The following is a 15,933-nucleotide window of genomic DNA, read 5'->3' as shown; positions in this document are numbered from 1 at the left end:
TATTTGCGCTCAGCAAATATAAGAAATGCAGATTAATTTACTTTGTATCGGTAAAACAGACGATAAAGAAATCACTTCGCTCATCAGCTATTATCTAAAGCGCCTTCCGAAACACTGGAATTTTGAAATCATTGAGATTGCGGATGTGAAAAATGCCAAAAACCTTTCTTCTGATCTTTTGAAAAAAGAAGAAGCCAAACTGTTTATGAATCATATCGATAAGAATGATCTGGTGATTATTTTAGATGAAAAGGGCAAACAGTTTACGAGCCGTGAATTTGCACAGAAAATAGACAGCTGGATGAATGTATCCGTAAAAAAAATTCATCTGCTGATTGGGGGCGCCTATGGATTTTCAGAAGAAATTTACAGCAGAACCAACGAGAAAATGTCATTATCGAAAATGACATTTACCCACCAGATGATCAGGTTATTTATCGTCGAACAGCTGTACCGGGCCGATCAGATTCTGCAGGGAAAGCCATATCATAATGATTAATAAAAGATTTTCAGACAGTTATCAGACTACATTTTTCTGCTAACTATTAACCCGGAATATCAATGTTTTAAACCGATCTGCCTTTTTGCTTCTCCAACCACGAAAGCCACGGAATTGGCAATATTAAAGCTCCGGATCAGTCCAGACATCGGAATGGTCAGATGATTTTCAAAACGGTCCAGAACCTCTTTACTCAGGCCAGCACTCTCTTTTCCGAAAACCAGCCAGTCTTCATCCTGAAATTCTGTTTCCAGGTATGATTTTTCAGCATGGGAGCTCATGAGAAAAACCCGGGATACATCCGGAACTGCCCGTACCCATTCATCAACATCAGCATACTCCGTAACCTCAAGATGAACCCAATAATCCAAGCCGGAACGTTTGAGGTTTTTGTCATTGATAACAAATCCGAAGGGATGAACCAGATGCAGCCGGCTCTCTGTACCTACGCACAATCTCCCGATATTTCCTGTGTTGTTGGGAATTTCCGGTTCTACAAGAACAATATTTAACATGATGACGTTTTAATGGCTGCAAAAATAGTTAAAACAAATCGGGATTTGGTTAAATTCGTTTCTTTGTAACAGCAAAAAACGGACTGAAGCCCGTTTCTGTTGATATTTTGATTTTTATTGATTAGTTTAGTTTCGGGGCGGCTCCGCCGCCCCGAAACTAAACTAATCTTTTCTGAGATTATTTTTTCACCTCACATTTCTCATAATATGTAAGAAGCAGAGGCTTTTCATATCCCAGACTCACTGCTTTATCCAGACTTGCACAGGCTTCCTTTGGTTTTGCCGTTTCAAACAGGATTAATGCTTTATTGACGTATGCCTGCGAAAATTTGGGATCTATTGAAATTGCCTTGTTGACATCAGCCAGGGCTTCCTTATTTTTCTTTAATTTAAAGTACACGTCTCCCCTTCCGCTGTACAGAAGAGATTCCGGTTTTTCGGAGATCAAAGTATTGTAATCTTTTAAAGCCCCTTCAAGGTCCCCGTTATTCTTTTTAAGATTGGCCAAACCCGTACGGGCATAGATATTATCCGGTGCGAAAGTAAGAATCTGATTCAGATCTTTAGCGGCGAGATCTTTTTTCCCCAGATTTTCATACACTTTGGCTCGTGTAAGGTACATATCTGCATTTTCAGGCTCTATCTGAAGGCCCTTATTAAGATAACCCAATGCTGCCTGTTTGTTGCCTTTTTGCCCGTGAATAGAACCTAAATTAGCGTATACTGCTGCTGACATAGGATTGGATTTCAAGGCAGACTCATAGGATTTGAATGCAGCGCTCGTCTTCCCCAGCCTTCGCTGAGCGGTTCCTAAATAATTATAATATTCGGACTGAATCTGCTGGATTTTTTCACTTTGTGCTAACTGTGAGTATTGCTCTTCTGCGCATTTATAATCAGCTTTTTTAAAACATTCTTCAGCCACTTTTTTATCCTGACTGTAATAATGCAATGATGTAAAAGCTAATGCTCCCAGTAATAAATGTTTTTTCATATGGTTATATTTTGTTTGTTGATCACTTTTTTTGCGAGTGCACCAAAAACAACACCCAACAAAGATCCAACAAACGCCCCCACCAAAATATCTATCGGGAAATGCACTCCTAAATATATACGGCTGTAAGCTACTACCCCAGCCCATACAAATATAGCATAAGGAAGCCAATAAATTTTCTTTTTCAGTAAAATACTTAAATAGGATGCTAAAAAAAAGGTATTGGACGCATGTGCCGAATAAAAACCGAATTGCCCTCCGCACTTTACAATCCTCATATGGTGCTCCAGAGCAGGATCATGACACGGTCTCAGCCTTGCGACTCCATATTTGAAAACACCGGCAAGCTGATCAGAAACCGTTACTCCCAGTGCAATGAATATCAAAATAAAAGCTAATGATCTCAGCTTATAGTTTTTATATAAAAAGTAACATAAAATGATATAAAGCGGAACCCAGATCCATGTACTGGAAATCAAGATCCAGAACTGATCGAAGGCTGTATCGCCCAGATTATTAAGATATAAAAATACCTTTTTATCTTCCTGAATGATTTCCTCCATGGATTATCTGCTGACAGGGCCCTCGTAAGTATCATCTTCGGAAGGCTTTAGTTTCGGAGGTTCATTTGTAGCTACAGGATCTTTGACAATATCTTTATCGATATCGTTCATAGGATTGAAGTCTTTAGCTGCATCCTTTACTTTCTCAATCTCACGCTTGATCTCAGAAACAGGATTATCCGTCTCTTTCATGATCTCAGTTTTTATATCTTCCACCGCACCACGCATTTTTCTTACACCTGACCCTAAATCACGCGCTATCTGAGGAAGTTTATCCGGACCAAATAATACAACGATTGCAACGGCAATGAGTGCCATCTCTCCAATACTTAATTCCATTTTGTAAAATTACAAAAGATTATACATATGTGAGACAGTTATATACTATTTTAAATAAATTTTAAGAAAGTGGTTAAGGTTTAAGGTTTAGGGTTTAGGGTTTAGGGTTTAACAAAATATTTAATATTAAGAAATATTAATTCACATACAGTAGATTTAAATAATTATTTTGATTACCTTTAATGCACCAACCATTTAAATATTTAATCATGAAAAAATTATTAACTCCTTTCAGGCTGCTGGCATTGGCTACGATTTTAGCATTAAGCAGCTGCCAGAGTGAAGATCCTGAAATTTCCGGACAGGAAATAACCGAAGTAAAAACATCAGTTAATGACTTGAGAAAAGAAATCACTCCTGCAAACCAGATCATTCCAGAGATGGTACAGACCCAGATTAACGATTCAAAAGCTAATCTTGAACAATATCTGGAGAACGATCTGCAGATTGAAGGGATTTCTGTTATCGGCAAATTATCAACCGCCAGAGGATTGGAAATAACCCAGGATTTAATTTCTCAAAAAAATTCTTTTATTGCCACAGGAAACATTCTTGATCCCGCGACTGTAAAAGTCGGGAGCATCATTAACCTGAATCCGGCAGAAGAACTAAGCGCTGCTCAAACCGAACTGAAAAATCTGGTCGGCAGAGAAATCACAATTGATACTCATGTCATGGAAATTTCATGGAACCATAAAGGCGAAAAATTTTCTACATTATGCTTTTATAATGATTCCGGAATTATCTGGGATAATGTTTTGGGAGGACTGGTGATGATCAGCCAAAGAGGAAATGTGGAAGAATCACCGGCAGCACAGGCAAAAGTATCGTCCAAATGGTATAAACAATGGTGGACAGCCAACTGGCTCTGGGGTTCTAAAAGAGGCGAAATAGGATACAAAATAACCATTTACTATTCAGGTTCTTCCGTTTCAAATGTAGACGTAAGCGACTGGGGAAGCATCAGCTTAGGCAAAGCAAAAAGTGAAAGTAAGGTCACTAAAAAAACTGGCGCTTACGGACAGTGCAGATATGCGCTCGGACTATGCACTCCTACAGGTTCTTTAAGCTTTAATTCAAATAATTTTTCGATATCCTTTTCAGGGTTGGGAAGCAATATCGTAAGCAACGGAACAAAATCATTATATCCTTAGTACTATATTCTTTCAACGAAACAGGGAGCCGAAATTCGGCTCCCTGTTTTTTTATGTTTATCTGATTACTTTTTTATGCTCTTTTTCTGAAATGCATAATAAGTAAAAACCACACTGACGGCCATTAATATAAATGCTAAAAAGAACGGCGCTCCTGAGAATTTAAACGGTGCTTCATCATGGGTAAAGAAATAGAATAAATTCGTCATCATGGGAGGTCCAATGATAGAAGTAGCACTCATCAGGCTCGTTAATGCACCCTGCAGCTCCCCCTGTTCGTTGGAAGGAACACTTTTCGTAATGACCGACTGAAGCGCAGGCCCGCAGATTCCTCCCAGGCAGTAAGGGATCAGGAATGCAAACATCATCCAGCCTTCCGTTGCAAAAGCAAAAAGCAACATTCCCAATGCATAGAGTGCCAATCCGTAATAAATACTTTTCTGCTCGCCCAGCTTGGGAGTGGTCCACCGGATCAGTCCGCCCTGAACCAGTCCTACCAATAATCCGACAACGCCTAAGGAAATTCCTACCATCCGCTCGTTCCAGTTGAATTTATACATGGTAAAGAAACTCCAGTTACTCTGGACAGCATGACCGGCTATATAAATCAGAATTAACGAAACAATAAGTCCTGAAATTTCAGGATGCTTTCCCAGAAATTTAAATGATCCTATCGGGTTAGCCCTTTTCCAGTTGAATTCTCTTCTCTTATCTTTATCTAAACTTTCAGGAAGAATGAAGTATCCGTAAAGGAAATTCACAAGACATAAGCCTGCTGCTGCATAAAACGGAACCCTGGCGCCATAATGTCCTAAAACACCTCCCAGAACAGGTCCGATAATAAACCCAAGCCCGAAAGCAGCTCCTATTAAACCGAAATTTTTGGCCCGGTCTTCATCAGTGGAAATATCCGCAATATAGGCACTTGCCGTGGTAACACTTGCTCCTGTAATTCCCGCAATCACCCTTCCCAGAAACAACCACAGAATCGTCGGTGCCAAAGCCAGTAAAATATAGTCTATCGCAAAGCCAAATAATGAAATCAGGATCACGGGCCGCCTGCCATATTTATCACTTAAGTTTCCCACCACCGGAGAAAAAATAAACTGCGTAAAGGCATAGGCAAAACCCAGCCATCCACCGTATTTGGCAGCCTCACTTATATCCGCATGGATCAGTTCCTCGATCAGTTTTGGAACTACCGGAATGATAATTCCCCACCCCGTAATGTCAATTAACAGCGTAATGAATATAAAACTCATGGCCGCTTTTTTCTTCGAGTTTTCCATAATGCTGCAAAAATAATGAAATCAGGAAAAATAATGATTCTAAATTGTATTAATTAGTTGTCGGATTTAGGTTAACAGTTGATAGAGGCTTTATAATAGTTAACATAACCGTCAACAACAGGTACGAAAAAAGCCTTTCGCAGTGAAAGGCTTTTTCTTATTTATTGTAGTGTATATTTACTTTGAAGCAAGTACTTCTTTTTCAGAAGTAGTTCTACCATGTACTTCACCCTCTTTTCCTGTTTTCAGGAAGTCGTAGGCAATAGCCGACGCGATGAAGATGGATGAGTACGTACCGAACGCGATACCAATTAACATCGCAAACATAAATCCTCTTAAGTTATCTCCACCGAAAATGAAGATCGCCAGAATTACAAGGATGGTTGTAAATGAAGTGTTGAATGTTCTCCCTAATGTACTGGAGATAGAATCATCAAACAATCCTGCTAATGTTAACGATTTTTTCTCTCTTAAATATTCTCTGATTCTGTCGAAGATAATTACCGTATCATTGATTGAATATCCTAATACCGTAAGGATGGCAGCCACAAAATCCTGGTTGATCTCCATATTGAATGGCATAAACTTATGAAGCAGTGAGTAGGCTCCCAGAATGATAACCGCATCGTGGAATAATGCTGCAACAGCACCCAGAGAGAATTGCCATTTTCTGAATCTTAAAAGGATGTATAAGAAGATACCTCCTAAAGCAGCCGCTACTGCGAGAATACCGTGTGTTTTAATATCATCTGCCACGGTAGGTCCTACCTTTTCAGAAGAAATAATTCCTGCGTGACCTTTGTCTGCAGATTTAAAGTCATTAAGAGTTACATTGGATGGTAAACTTGATTTTAAACCTTCATATAATTTCTGCTCTACCGTTTGGTCAGCTTTTAAAGATTCATCTTCGATAAGGTAATCGGTAGAGATTTTTAGCTGCTTGTCATTTCCGAACGTCTTAGCTTCTACAGAAGAATTTTTTCCGTCTTCAGTTTTGAAAACTTTGATCAGGTTCTGCTCAACATCTTCGGCATTCACATCTTTATCAAATCTCACCACATAATTTCTACCTCCTGTAAAGTCGATCCCGTATTTGAATCCGTGGATAGCAATTGAAGCGATACTGATTACTGTTAATACAGCGGAAACGATGTAGGCATATTTTCTTTTTCCGATGAAATCGATCCACGTATTTCTGAATAAGTTTTTCGTTGGCGGTGTCCACACAGAAAGGTGTTTCCCTTTGTTCAGTCTTGAGAAGATCATCACTCTTGAAAGTAATACTGAAGTAAAGAACGTCATTAAGATACCGATCCCTAATGTCAAAGCAAATCCTTTGATAGGACCCGTTCCGAATAAGAACAGTACACCAGCCGTTAATAACGTCGTTAAGTGACCATCAACAATCGCGCTTAATGCATGTTTGAAACCGTCTTTGTAAGCTTCTAAAATACTTTTTCCTGCAAATAATTCTTCCTTCGTCCTTTCGTAGATGATAACGTTCGTATCCACCGCCATGGCCATGGTAAGAACAATACCTGCGATACCAGGAAGCGTTAAAGTAAAGTCTCCGGAATCCATTATTCCGAAAATATAGAATAAGTTCACAATCATTGCGATTACAGCGTATACCCCCGCACCACCATAATAGAAAATGATATAAACAATAATAATCAGGAAGGCGATCGCAAATGAAATTACCCCTGCGTTAATAGACTCCTGACCCAATGATGGTCCTACTACCGTAGCCTGAACTACTTTCGCACCTGCAGGCAATTTTCCTGCTCCTAAAACGTCAACCAGTTCTTTAGCTTCTTCCTGAGAGAAGTTACCGGAGATCTGGGTTCTACCGTTTGGAATGGCGTTAACCACATTCGGCGCTGTATAAACTCTTCCGTCTAATGTTACAGCAACTGGTCTACCAACGTTTTTCTCCGTTAATGTTTTCCATTCTTTAGCCCCTTTAGAGTCCATCTGCATGTCTACGATTACTCTGCTCAGCTCATCATAGCTGATGTTAGCCGTTTCAACAGCACCGTCTACAGGAGCTTTTTGGTTGATGTTACCTCTGATGGCATACAATACCAGACTTTCAGTGTCTGTAGCTTCGGGCTTGTACCCCCACATAAACTGAGTATATTTAAGATTGGCAGGACGTAGAGCCTGTCCTACTTTGCTGTTTAAAATCTTATTAACCGCTGCGGTATCCGTTAATTTTACACTTCCCACAGCACTTTGACTCATTGATTTTCCACCCTGCATAAGATTCATAAAATTGATGTTTTTGGCAACACCCATAGAATCTCCTTTGGCAGCGATCATCGTAGTTAATGTCTGGAAATAAGGAGCAACTTCATTGATTTGCTGTACTTCCCAGAACTGAAGTTTTGCAGAAGTCTGAAGCATCTTCTTCACCTTGTCGATATCTTTCATACCCGGCATTTCAACAGAAATTCTTGCGGTTCCCGGTACCCTCTGAACGTTAGGCTGCACGGCACCCATTTTATCGATTCTGGTTCTGATGACCTCAAAAGCAGTACCTACGGAAAGATCGATTCTTCTTTTAATAATACTTTTTACCTGATCATCAGAAGTATTATACTTAATCTCAGAAAGATTGGTATTTCCGAATAATTCAGGATCAGCCAGCTTAAGGTTGGTTCCTTTTGCTTTGTTGATGGCATCAAACTGTTCGAAGAAATTATCGATGTAAGCTTTTGTAGAGTTCTTCTGAACTTCATCTGTTTTGTTTAAAGCTTCGATTAAGACAGGGTTCGTAGAATAGTTGGTTAAATCATTTACCAGATCTCTCTGGTTGATCTCCAATAGAACGTTGATCCCCCCTTTCAGGTCAAGACCAAGTTTCATTTCTTTGTCTTTAGCTTTAGAGTAATAAAGTTTCGTGAATCCCAGATTCAGAGTATCCTTAGACAGTCTTGCGATTTCTTTCTGATACTTTTCCGGATTGTCTCCTGCGACAGCAGTTGCCTCTTTTTCAATTTTGCTTGCGTACCACGTTGGCAATAGCTCATTTAAGCAAATCAGCCCAAGTACAATAGCGACAATTGTAATAAGTCCTTTTCCTTGCATTTTGTTATAACTACGTTAAATTAAGTCGGCAAATATAATCATTTTCTTGAGTTTTATGAATTTTTAACAACAGAAATCATTTATTTTCAGAGATTTTGACAATTTTACCTCTATTTAAGATTTAGCAATTTTCCGGACATATTTTCATAATTTTTCTAAATGTGAATTGGTATGAAATTTTCATTCATTAAACAACACCCTAATTCTCAAAATATTATGAAAAAACTACTTTTTACAGCAGGTATTTTTTCTTCCTTATTCCTTAATGCCCAGAGCATTGTTTTGGAAGAATTTGCCAGCGGCTTCACGGCTCCGGTCGAGATTACTAATGCCAACGACAGCCGGTTGTTTGTCGTCCAACAGAACGGAATTATTAAAATTGTTCAGCCTAACGGAACCGTTAATGCTGCCGATTTTCTGAACATCAGTTCTAAGGTTCTTTACGGAGGAGAACGCGGACTTTTAGGACTGGCATTTCACCCGCAATACTCGACCAACGGGTATTTTTTTGTGTATTACAATGACACAGACGGGAATATTACCATCGCCCGGTACACGGTAAGTGCCGGAAATCCCGATGTCGCAGATCCGGCCTCTGAAAAGATCTTACTGAACCAGGCTAAACCTTTTGATAACCATAACGGAGGAAGCATTCATTTTGCTCCTGACGGAAATCTTTGGGCGATCACCGGTGACGGCGGAAGTGGCGGGGATCCCAATAACAATGCTCAGAATAAAAATTCTCTGTTAGGGAAAATGCTTAGAATCGATGTGAACACGACCGGCCCTTACAACATTCCTGCAGGAAATCCTTTTGCAGGGAGCACAGTTGACGGCTCGGATGAGGTTTGGTCCTACGGTCTTAGAAACGGCTGGAAGTTCTCTTTTGACACGACGGATAATACTGTTCTTATTGCCGATGTAGGACAGGGACAGATCGAAGAAATCAACCGCATTCCTGTTTCGCAGGCTGCCGTGAATTACGGATGGCGCTGTTATGAAGGAAACAACACTTACAATACCGCAGGATGTGCAAATGCATCCACCATGACTTTTCCGGTTGCTGTTTATGATCATTCCGCAGGAAGATGCTCCATTACCGGAGGCTACGTATATCGCGGAACCCAATACCCTGCACTCCAGGGAAAATATTTTTTTACAGATTACTGCGTTCCACAGATCGGAATGCTGAACACTGATAATTCTATTACCTGGACTCCGTCTTTTTCAGGAAATAATTTTTCCACTTTCGGACAGGATTACCAGAAAGAGCTGTATATCGCAGCCATTAATAACGGAAAAATTTTTAAAATAAAGACCAACACGACGCTTTCAACACAGGAAGACGGTCTTTTCAGCCAGATCGTCGTTTATCCTAATCCTGCTTCAGAAAAAGTTTTCATAGAAGGATTAAGGGACAGGAATACCATGGCTGAGATCTTTACGTCTGAGGGAAGAAAAGTTCTTGATGCTACGAAAATAGACGTTGATAACAGCCTTAATATTACAGGAATTCCTGCCGGCGTTTATTACCTGAATTTAACATCCGGAGACCTGAGATCTTACAGTCAGAAACTGATTATCAAATAAAAATACTTTATTCATCATTATAGAAAAGAGGCCGTCTCACTATTCGTGAAAACGGCCTTTTTTATGAAATTTTCCTTTATCCTTATACGAGAAGGGTTTTCGTTTAAACAATTCTCAACCCACATCGTTTAGTTATGAAACACCTTTTTTATATGGTCATTGAGAAAATCCGGGTTTCTGGTTTATTTCTCATCATCCTGAGATCAAAAACCATGGCTACATTTCTTGTAAATGCCCGTCCTTTTTCAGTAATTTTTATCTGATGATCATGAATTTCCACCAGATCATCATTTTCCATTTCTTTTAGCATAGCGAATGCATGATCCAGTTCAGGGAACGAATTCTGCGCATCAAAGACCGTTTCCAGCTGACACATCAAATTCAGAATGTGTCTTCTCACAATCAGATCCTCTTCATTAAGAATGTGGCCTTTCACCACAGGAATAAAGCCTTCTTCCACCGTTTTCTGATATTCTTCCACCGTCTTCACATTCTGGGCAAATGCATACCACGAATCTGAAATCGCAGACATTCCCAAGCCTACCATCAGTTGAGTATTGCTAGAGGTATAACCCATAAAATTTCTGTGTAGTTTTTTCTGAATCAGCGACTGGTATAGATCATCATGTTCCAAGGAAAAATGATCCATTCCCACTTCAATATATCCTAATTCTTCAAGTAATTTTTTGCCATCTTCATACAAACGGCGTTTTTCTTCTCCGCTTGGCAGGTCATTTTCATCAAATCCTCTTTGCCCTACTCCTTTTACCCAGGGAACATGTGCATAAGAATAAAAGGCGAGCCTGTCGGGTTTTAACTCTAAGGTTTTACGAATGGTATGCTCCATTGCCTCCCAGGTCTGATGCGGAAGTCCGAAAACCAAATCATGGCTTATTCCTCTGTAACCGATCTCCTTTGCCCATTCTGTCACCCGCTGTACGTTTTCAAAAGGCTGAATCCTGTTGATTGCCTTCTGAACCTTAGGATCATAATCCTGAACACCGAAGCTCACTCTTCTGAAGCCCAGATCATACAGGGTCTGAAGATGTTCTACCGTGGTATTATTCGGATGTCCTTCAAAAGAAAATTCAGGATGCTCTGCAATTTCAACGGTGTCGAAAATTCCCTGCAGTAATGTTTTTAAATTGGCCGGAGAGAAAAAAGTAGGTGTACCTCCTCCTAAATGAAGTTCCTTTAACTTCGGCTTTTCGTTAAAAAGCCTGAGATAAAGATACCACTCTTTCAGAACACTTTCCAGATACGGTATTTCTACGCTGTGCTGCTTTGTAATCCGCTTATGACATGCACAGAATGTACATAAAGCTTCGCAGAAAGGTAAGTGAATATAAATAGAAATTCCTTCTTCTGCATTGCTCTCATTAAAAGACCTGATAACACTCTCTTTCCATTTTTCGGGTGAAAAAGTACTTTCATCCCAGTACGGAACAGTGGGATAAGAAGTGTAACGAGGTCCTGGAATATTATATTTATCGATTAAAGAATTCATTAAAATTTTAAATTTTCAAAGAAATTCTAAGGTGAATTTCACCATGCAAAATTAACTATAACTTATGAATTTTAAATCATGAATTATATTAGGCTTTATCTATCCTAATTATTTTATAATGAGTCTAAATACGGCTTCAGCAAAATTGCTTCCCAAATCGAGGTACCCGGCACTGTCATAATGCCACGGATCGTTCCCGTAATTATATTTTACCGTTGATCGGACAATAGCTGCCTTCCGGTCCTCCTTCACAAATTTTTCCTGGGCAAACTGCACCAGCTCTCCCATGGGCCATACTTTTCCCTTTTCATTTTTTCCGGAATCCGATATTTTCCCGATGACAACCGGCAGGTCATCCGCAAGCATCGCTGCTCTCATCTGGTTCATCAACGTTTTAAGGTGGCTGTAATAATGAGCGGCAATCTCTTCTGAAAGACCTGCATCGCTTTCTCCCTGCATCCAGAGTATTCCGGATGGGATGATTTCATCTTTCTTACCATTGCCGTCGATATCTGATTCCGCCAAAGCATTTTTTACTGTTTTTAAAAAGTGATCATACTGATTGATTCCGTTTTTGCCATTGAAGTCTGCATCCCAGCAGCCAAAACCGGCAGCAGCAAGACTGTCGATAGAAGTCCCTTCCCTTGCATATTTAATGAGTGCAATTTTATCATTCGGAAAGCGTTCTTTTATTCTTTTAGCAAAAGACAGCTCAGGTCCGAAACGATCGGAAAGCGTATTGATTATTCCATCCGTTCTGAATCCTGTTCCATGTCCGGGTTTCAACATTTCCCATTTTCCTGTTCCTCCATTTACGTCTCCGTCCGGGACAGAATTTCCCTGAAAAATATATACATCTTTAAAATTTTTCAAATTACCCGGCAGATCCTTATTATACCCGAAACCGTTCATATTGGATTGCCCGGCTAAAATAAAAACCCGAATTTTCTGAGAATAAAATAAAGACGGAATTAATATAATGAAGAATATTTTCAAATTTTTCATGCTGAGAATTTAGTGAAAATTAATTAAAAAAAAGACAATCAGCCAAAGACCGATAATGATAAAGCTGTTTAAACTTTTCTATTATCATAAAGTAGATCCGAAAGATTTCGAATCACTTAAGTTAATTAAAGTAATATACTTTGCGCAAAAGAAGTACACGTAAGTTTTTTGACAATCTTTGATTTTCACCTGATGTGAACTTAATTCTGCGGTATTTTTTTAAACTTTCTAAAGTGTACTTAAGTGTGGGACAGTAAGTACCACACACCGCTACCGCACGAATCCACACCGCTACCGCACGAATCCACACCGCTACCGCACGAATCCTTTCGTGTGGTTGTCTGTAGTAAACCACAAAGGAAATCCAAAGCTTTTTAAACACTTAATTCTGCGGTATTTTCTTCCCGAAATAGTCTTTTAGCGAAAGTTCCCGCCACTGGCAACCGGTTTTCGGCCGTTTATAGTGGACTGAATTATTTTACCAAGTCAAACTTCGTAGAAAATCCTCTTTTCCCTCTGCTTAGATGATAAAATCCATTTCTCTCTTTTATTTTTGCTAATGAGTTCCAGATTGCCAGTGTTTTACATTGCAATCTAAAATTGCTAATTTTCTCGGTACTCTTTTTTTCCTGAATAAGTTTAAACAACTTCGATATTTAAAACTTTAGTTTCAATACGGAAATCCTGTCTTTACCTGCCAACACAACCATATTGGCATCAATCCATCTGCAGACATAAAATCCTTTTTCATCGGAAATTTTCTTCCATGTTTTTCCGAAATCTGAGGAATAGCTGATATGCTGGTCGCCCACAGAGATGATTTCTTTGCCTTTAGAATCGGGTTTGATCTTAACACAGGTGGTGTATCCTGCATTTTGTCCTGAAGCCTGGATCTGCCAGGTCTTACCACCATCCGTCGTCGTTGCTATATTGTTTACATTGGCTTCCTGCTTCGTATAATCGCCCCCTACTGCAATTCCAAACTGATCTCTGTAAAAGTCTATTGAATATATGCCCTGGGAAGACGTCCCCTGAATGAAGGGTGTCGGATAAATATCTGACTCCAGCGAGGCAAAATCAATTTTAATAATTCTTGAAACCTTACCGCCTGTAGCGATCCAGGCCTGGGTTTTATACGTAGCAATATTGGTATTGCTCGCTGCAAAAGCAGCTTCTCCTTCGCTGAATTTTATAAATCTGTTTTTATCTGTATTCTTCACACTGGTCTCATTGAAATCATAAACCTGTTTCGTTTTGGGAAAGATCATAGACAGTTTCATATTCCTGTTTTTGTCCGGATCACTTAACGCTAAGGCCATGTCTTCGTTAGCAAAAATAAAGGCATCATAAAATGCTGTTTTTAAGGTATCAGAGTAAATAGGTAAAACTTTTAAGTCTTTTTTACTGATCTTAAAAAATTCGGCAGGGCTTTCGATGTTAATGGTATAGAAAAACTCTTTATCCTGCGCCAGTGTTCTGAACTGGAGTTTTTTTTCTGAAAGCACAAGCTGCTTCTGATCTTTATAGTCCTGCAGGTTAACAAATCCGAATTTTGAATCTGTTCCGCTGTACCATACTTTGTGATCATCGATCTCCAATGCTCTGATGTTAATTTTATCATTTAAGATCGTTTCAAAACTTTCAATCTGCTGGGAAAATAAGAATAAACCCAAAACTGAACATAAAAGAGAAAATATTTTTTTCATAGGAAACAAAAATAAAAAATCCACAGAGTTTTCTGTGGATTTTCGGGCTTATATTTTTAATTATAAATCTAAATCGGGTTTTTCCAAAGGCTCCTGTTCAGCTTTGAACGTTTCACCGAAACCTCCGTTCTGAAGTTTCGAATGTTTTTTACTGTACAGGAAATAAATAATGAAACCTAAAATCAGCCAAATAAAAGAATATAGTTTAGCTTCGCGACTCAGATTAAAGATCAGATATACATTAATCGCAATACCTAAACAGGCAATCAAAGGCAAAGCCGGCACTTTAAAGTTTCTCTGGAGATTCGGCTCTTTTACTCTCAATACCCAGACTGCAACACATACCATGGTAAATGCGAACAATGTTCCGAAACTGGTCATGTGGGCAAGATCGTTAATCGGAGTCAGAGAAGCTACAACTGCAATAACAACCGATAAAATCATAAGATTTTTAGTTGGAACTCCTGTTTTAGGGTTTACTTTTGAGAAAGTGGCAGGAATCAATCCGTCTTTAGACATTCCAAGGAAAATTCTTGACTGCCCCATAATCATAACCATTAATACCGAAATTAAACCTACTGTTGCAGCAATCGTGATAATATATCCTGCCCATTGCTGCCCTGCAATATCAAAAGCATAAGCTACGGGAGCCTTGATCGCATCTGGATATTTTCCAAGCGGGTTGAAATCTGTATAATGCATCATTCCCGTTAAAACAAGAGATACCAGAATATATAAAAGGGTACAGATGATAAGTGAAGTGATAATAGCAAAAGGCACATCTTTTTTAGGATTAATCGCTTCTCCCGCCTGTGTCGAAACAGCATCAAAACCTACATAAGCAAAGAAAATGGCAGATGCTCCTGCGACCACTCCCCCAAAACCGTAAGCCGAATGAGATACGCCGTTTTCCGTAATGATGGTAGGATCCGGAATAAAGGGAGTCCAGTTGGCCGGATTGATAAAGAAAGCTCCTGCAATAATAACAAAGATAATCGCTGAAACCTTAAGCATTACAATAAAATTATTGGCTTTTGCAGCTCCTTTTGTCCCTCTGATCAGGATAGAAATCACAAAGAATACGATCAGAAATGCGGGTAAATTCATAGAGAACCCTGAGTTTCCTGCTGCCAGATAGGTTTGCGGATCTGTGGTAAGATAAGCCGGTAAATGAAGGCCGAACATCTTGAGTAATTTACTGAAATAGCCCGACCAGGAAACGGCGACCGTCATCGATCCCATGGCGTATTCCAAAATCAGACCCCAACCGATGATCCATGCAAAGATTTCTCCTACCGTTCCATAAGCATAGGCATACGCAGATCCTTCCACAGGAAGAATAGAAGCAAATTCTGCATAACACAAAGCAGCAAATACACACGCAATCCCCGCAATGACAAATGATAAAGCCAATGCAGGTCCTGCATTATAATAAGCTCCCGTTCCTGTAAGTACGAATATTCCGCCTCCGATAATTGCTCCGATCCCGATAGCGGTAAGGCTCCATTTTCCTAAAACGCGTTTCAGCTGGCTTTTTTTAATATCCGCTTCATAGGCGCTCATTGGTTTTTTAACCCAAATTTTAGACATATTTCTTTTTTATTTTAAGATTTACGAAAATATAAAAATTTTATAACTCTGAATGTTTATTGACAAACTTTCGTTAATTAATTTAAATACAA

13 protein-coding genes are annotated in these 15,933 nt (G+C 39.3%); 3 read left to right on the top strand and 10 right to left on the bottom strand.

Annotated elements, in window-relative coordinates; all coding sequences use genetic code 11:
• Nucleotides 1-25: 25 nt before the first annotated feature.
• On the top strand, nucleotides 26-499 hold the full coding sequence (locus ODZ84_RS22205) for a 23S rRNA (pseudouridine(1915)-N(3))-methyltransferase RlmH (RefSeq protein WP_266174687.1): 474 nt from the start codon (nucleotides 26-28) through the stop codon (nucleotides 497-499).
• 59 nt (nucleotides 500-558) lie between these two features.
• Here ODZ84_RS22205 and ODZ84_RS22200 read toward each other — a convergent pair whose 3' ends face one another.
• The 4 genes from ODZ84_RS22200 to ODZ84_RS22185 all read right to left on the bottom strand — a co-directional run bounded on the left by ODZ84_RS22200 (nucleotide 559) and on the right by ODZ84_RS22185 (nucleotide 2,910).
• The gene (locus ODZ84_RS22200; RefSeq protein WP_266174686.1) at nucleotides 559-1,014 is read right to left on the bottom strand and encodes a tRNA (cytidine(34)-2'-O)-methyltransferase; all 456 of its coding nucleotides are present in this window, start codon (nucleotides 1,012-1,014) and stop codon (nucleotides 559-561) included.
• 178 nt (nucleotides 1,015-1,192) lie between these two features.
• Nucleotides 1,193-2,008, bottom strand: coding sequence for a tetratricopeptide repeat protein (locus ODZ84_RS22195; RefSeq protein WP_266174684.1), 816 nt, complete (start codon nucleotides 2,006-2,008; stop codon nucleotides 1,193-1,195).
• A complete protein-coding gene (locus ODZ84_RS22190) occupies nucleotides 2,005-2,571 on the bottom strand; it encodes a phosphatase PAP2 family protein (RefSeq protein ID WP_266174682.1) in 567 nt (188 codons plus the stop codon). The genes ODZ84_RS22195 and ODZ84_RS22190 overlap by 4 nt, the downstream gene beginning before the upstream one ends.
• Nucleotides 2,572-2,574: 3 nt before the next feature.
• Nucleotides 2,575-2,910: a Sec-independent protein translocase subunit TatA/TatB gene (locus tag ODZ84_RS22185; RefSeq protein WP_266174680.1), complete on the bottom strand. Its 336-nt coding sequence runs from the start codon at nucleotides 2,908-2,910 to the stop codon at nucleotides 2,575-2,577.
• A gap of 209 nt (nucleotides 2,911-3,119) precedes the next feature.
• Here ODZ84_RS22185 and ODZ84_RS22180 point away from each other — a divergent pair, with 209 nt between their 5' ends.
• Nucleotides 3,120-4,064, top strand: coding sequence for a hypothetical protein (locus ODZ84_RS22180; RefSeq protein ID WP_266174678.1), 945 nt, complete (start codon nucleotides 3,120-3,122; stop codon nucleotides 4,062-4,064).
• A gap of 65 nt (nucleotides 4,065-4,129) precedes the next feature.
• On the opposite strand, the gene ODZ84_RS22175 is transcribed toward ODZ84_RS22180, so the two are convergent.
• A complete protein-coding gene (locus tag ODZ84_RS22175) occupies nucleotides 4,130-5,353 on the bottom strand; it encodes a TCR/Tet family MFS transporter (RefSeq protein WP_266174676.1) in 1,224 nt (407 codons plus the stop codon).
• Nucleotides 5,354-5,530: 177 nt separating this feature from the next.
• Entirely contained in the window at nucleotides 5,531-8,443 is a 2,913-nt protein-coding gene (gene secD, locus ODZ84_RS22170) for a protein translocase subunit SecD (RefSeq protein WP_266174675.1), read from the bottom strand.
• Nucleotides 8,444-8,659: 216 nt separating this feature from the next.
• Between secD and ODZ84_RS22165 the strand changes: the two genes are divergently transcribed.
• Nucleotides 8,660-10,033, top strand: coding sequence for a PQQ-dependent sugar dehydrogenase (locus tag ODZ84_RS22165; protein ID WP_266174673.1), 1,374 nt, complete (start codon nucleotides 8,660-8,662; stop codon nucleotides 10,031-10,033).
• A 148-nt stretch (nucleotides 10,034-10,181) separates the two neighbouring features.
• On the opposite strand, the gene hemN is transcribed toward ODZ84_RS22165, so the two are convergent.
• The 4 genes from hemN to ODZ84_RS22145 all read right to left on the bottom strand — a co-directional run bounded on the left by hemN (nucleotide 10,182) and on the right by ODZ84_RS22145 (nucleotide 15,841).
• Nucleotides 10,182-11,540, bottom strand: a complete 1,359-nt coding sequence (hemN, locus tag ODZ84_RS22160) for an oxygen-independent coproporphyrinogen III oxidase (RefSeq protein WP_266174672.1) — start codon at nucleotides 11,538-11,540, stop codon at nucleotides 10,182-10,184.
• Nucleotides 11,541-11,648: 108 nt separating this feature from the next.
• Nucleotides 11,649-12,545, bottom strand: a complete 897-nt coding sequence (locus tag ODZ84_RS22155) for a sialate O-acetylesterase (protein WP_266174670.1) — start codon at nucleotides 12,543-12,545, stop codon at nucleotides 11,649-11,651.
• Nucleotides 12,546-13,201: 656 nt separating this feature from the next.
• Nucleotides 13,202-14,251 carry a WD40/YVTN/BNR-like repeat-containing protein gene (locus tag ODZ84_RS22150; RefSeq protein ID WP_266174669.1) on the bottom strand — a complete coding sequence of 350 codons (1,050 nt, stop codon included), beginning with the start codon at nucleotides 14,249-14,251 and terminating at the stop codon, nucleotides 13,202-13,204.
• A 60-nt stretch (nucleotides 14,252-14,311) separates the two neighbouring features.
• Nucleotides 14,312-15,841 carry an APC family permease gene (locus tag ODZ84_RS22145; protein ID WP_266174668.1) on the bottom strand — a complete coding sequence of 510 codons (1,530 nt, stop codon included), beginning with the start codon at nucleotides 15,839-15,841 and terminating at the stop codon, nucleotides 14,312-14,314.
• Nucleotides 15,842-15,933 lie beyond the last annotated feature (92 nt).

It is taken from the genome of Chryseobacterium fluminis (genome assembly GCF_026314945.1).
Lineage (GTDB): Bacteria > Bacteroidota > Bacteroidia > Flavobacteriales > Weeksellaceae > Chryseobacterium > Chryseobacterium fluminis.
Note: the sequence above shows the minus strand (reverse complement) of the source record. Positions and strands in the feature narration are given on the sequence as shown.

Excerpts from the sequence above, each read along its gene's own strand:
- ODZ84_RS22200 (WP_266174686.1), bottom strand. The coding sequence starts at position 1,014 with ATGTTAAATATTGTTCTTGTAGAACCGGAAATTCCCAACAACACAGGA.
- ODZ84_RS22155 (WP_266174670.1), bottom strand. The coding sequence starts at position 12,545 with ATGAAAAATTTGAAAATATTCTTCATTATATTAATTCCGTCTTTATTT.
- ODZ84_RS22180 (WP_266174678.1), top strand. The coding sequence starts at position 3,120 with ATGAAAAAATTATTAACTCCTTTCAGGCTGCTGGCATTGGCTACGATT.
- ODZ84_RS22165 (WP_266174673.1), top strand. The coding sequence starts at position 8,660 with ATGAAAAAACTACTTTTTACAGCAGGTATTTTTTCTTCCTTATTCCTT.
- ODZ84_RS22190 (WP_266174682.1), bottom strand. The coding sequence starts at position 2,571 with ATGGAGGAAATCATTCAGGAAGATAAAAAGGTATTTTTATATCTTAAT.
- ODZ84_RS22185 (WP_266174680.1), bottom strand. The coding sequence starts at position 2,910 with ATGGAATTAAGTATTGGAGAGATGGCACTCATTGCCGTTGCAATCGTT.
- ODZ84_RS22145 (WP_266174668.1), bottom strand. The coding sequence starts at position 15,841 with ATGTCTAAAATTTGGGTTAAAAAACCAATGAGCGCCTATGAAGCGGAT.
- hemN (WP_266174672.1), bottom strand. The coding sequence starts at position 11,540 with ATGAATTCTTTAATCGATAAATATAATATTCCAGGACCTCGTTACACT.
- ODZ84_RS22175 (WP_266174676.1), bottom strand. The coding sequence starts at position 5,353 with ATGGAAAACTCGAAGAAAAAAGCGGCCATGAGTTTTATATTCATTACG.
- ODZ84_RS22150 (WP_266174669.1), bottom strand. The coding sequence starts at position 14,251 with ATGAAAAAAATATTTTCTCTTTTATGTTCAGTTTTGGGTTTATTCTTA.
- secD (WP_266174675.1), bottom strand. The coding sequence starts at position 8,443 with ATGCAAGGAAAAGGACTTATTACAATTGTCGCTATTGTACTTGGGCTG.
- ODZ84_RS22195 (WP_266174684.1), bottom strand. The coding sequence starts at position 2,008 with ATGAAAAAACATTTATTACTGGGAGCATTAGCTTTTACATCATTGCAT.
- ODZ84_RS22205 (WP_266174687.1), top strand. The coding sequence starts at position 26 with ATGCAGATTAATTTACTTTGTATCGGTAAAACAGACGATAAAGAAATC.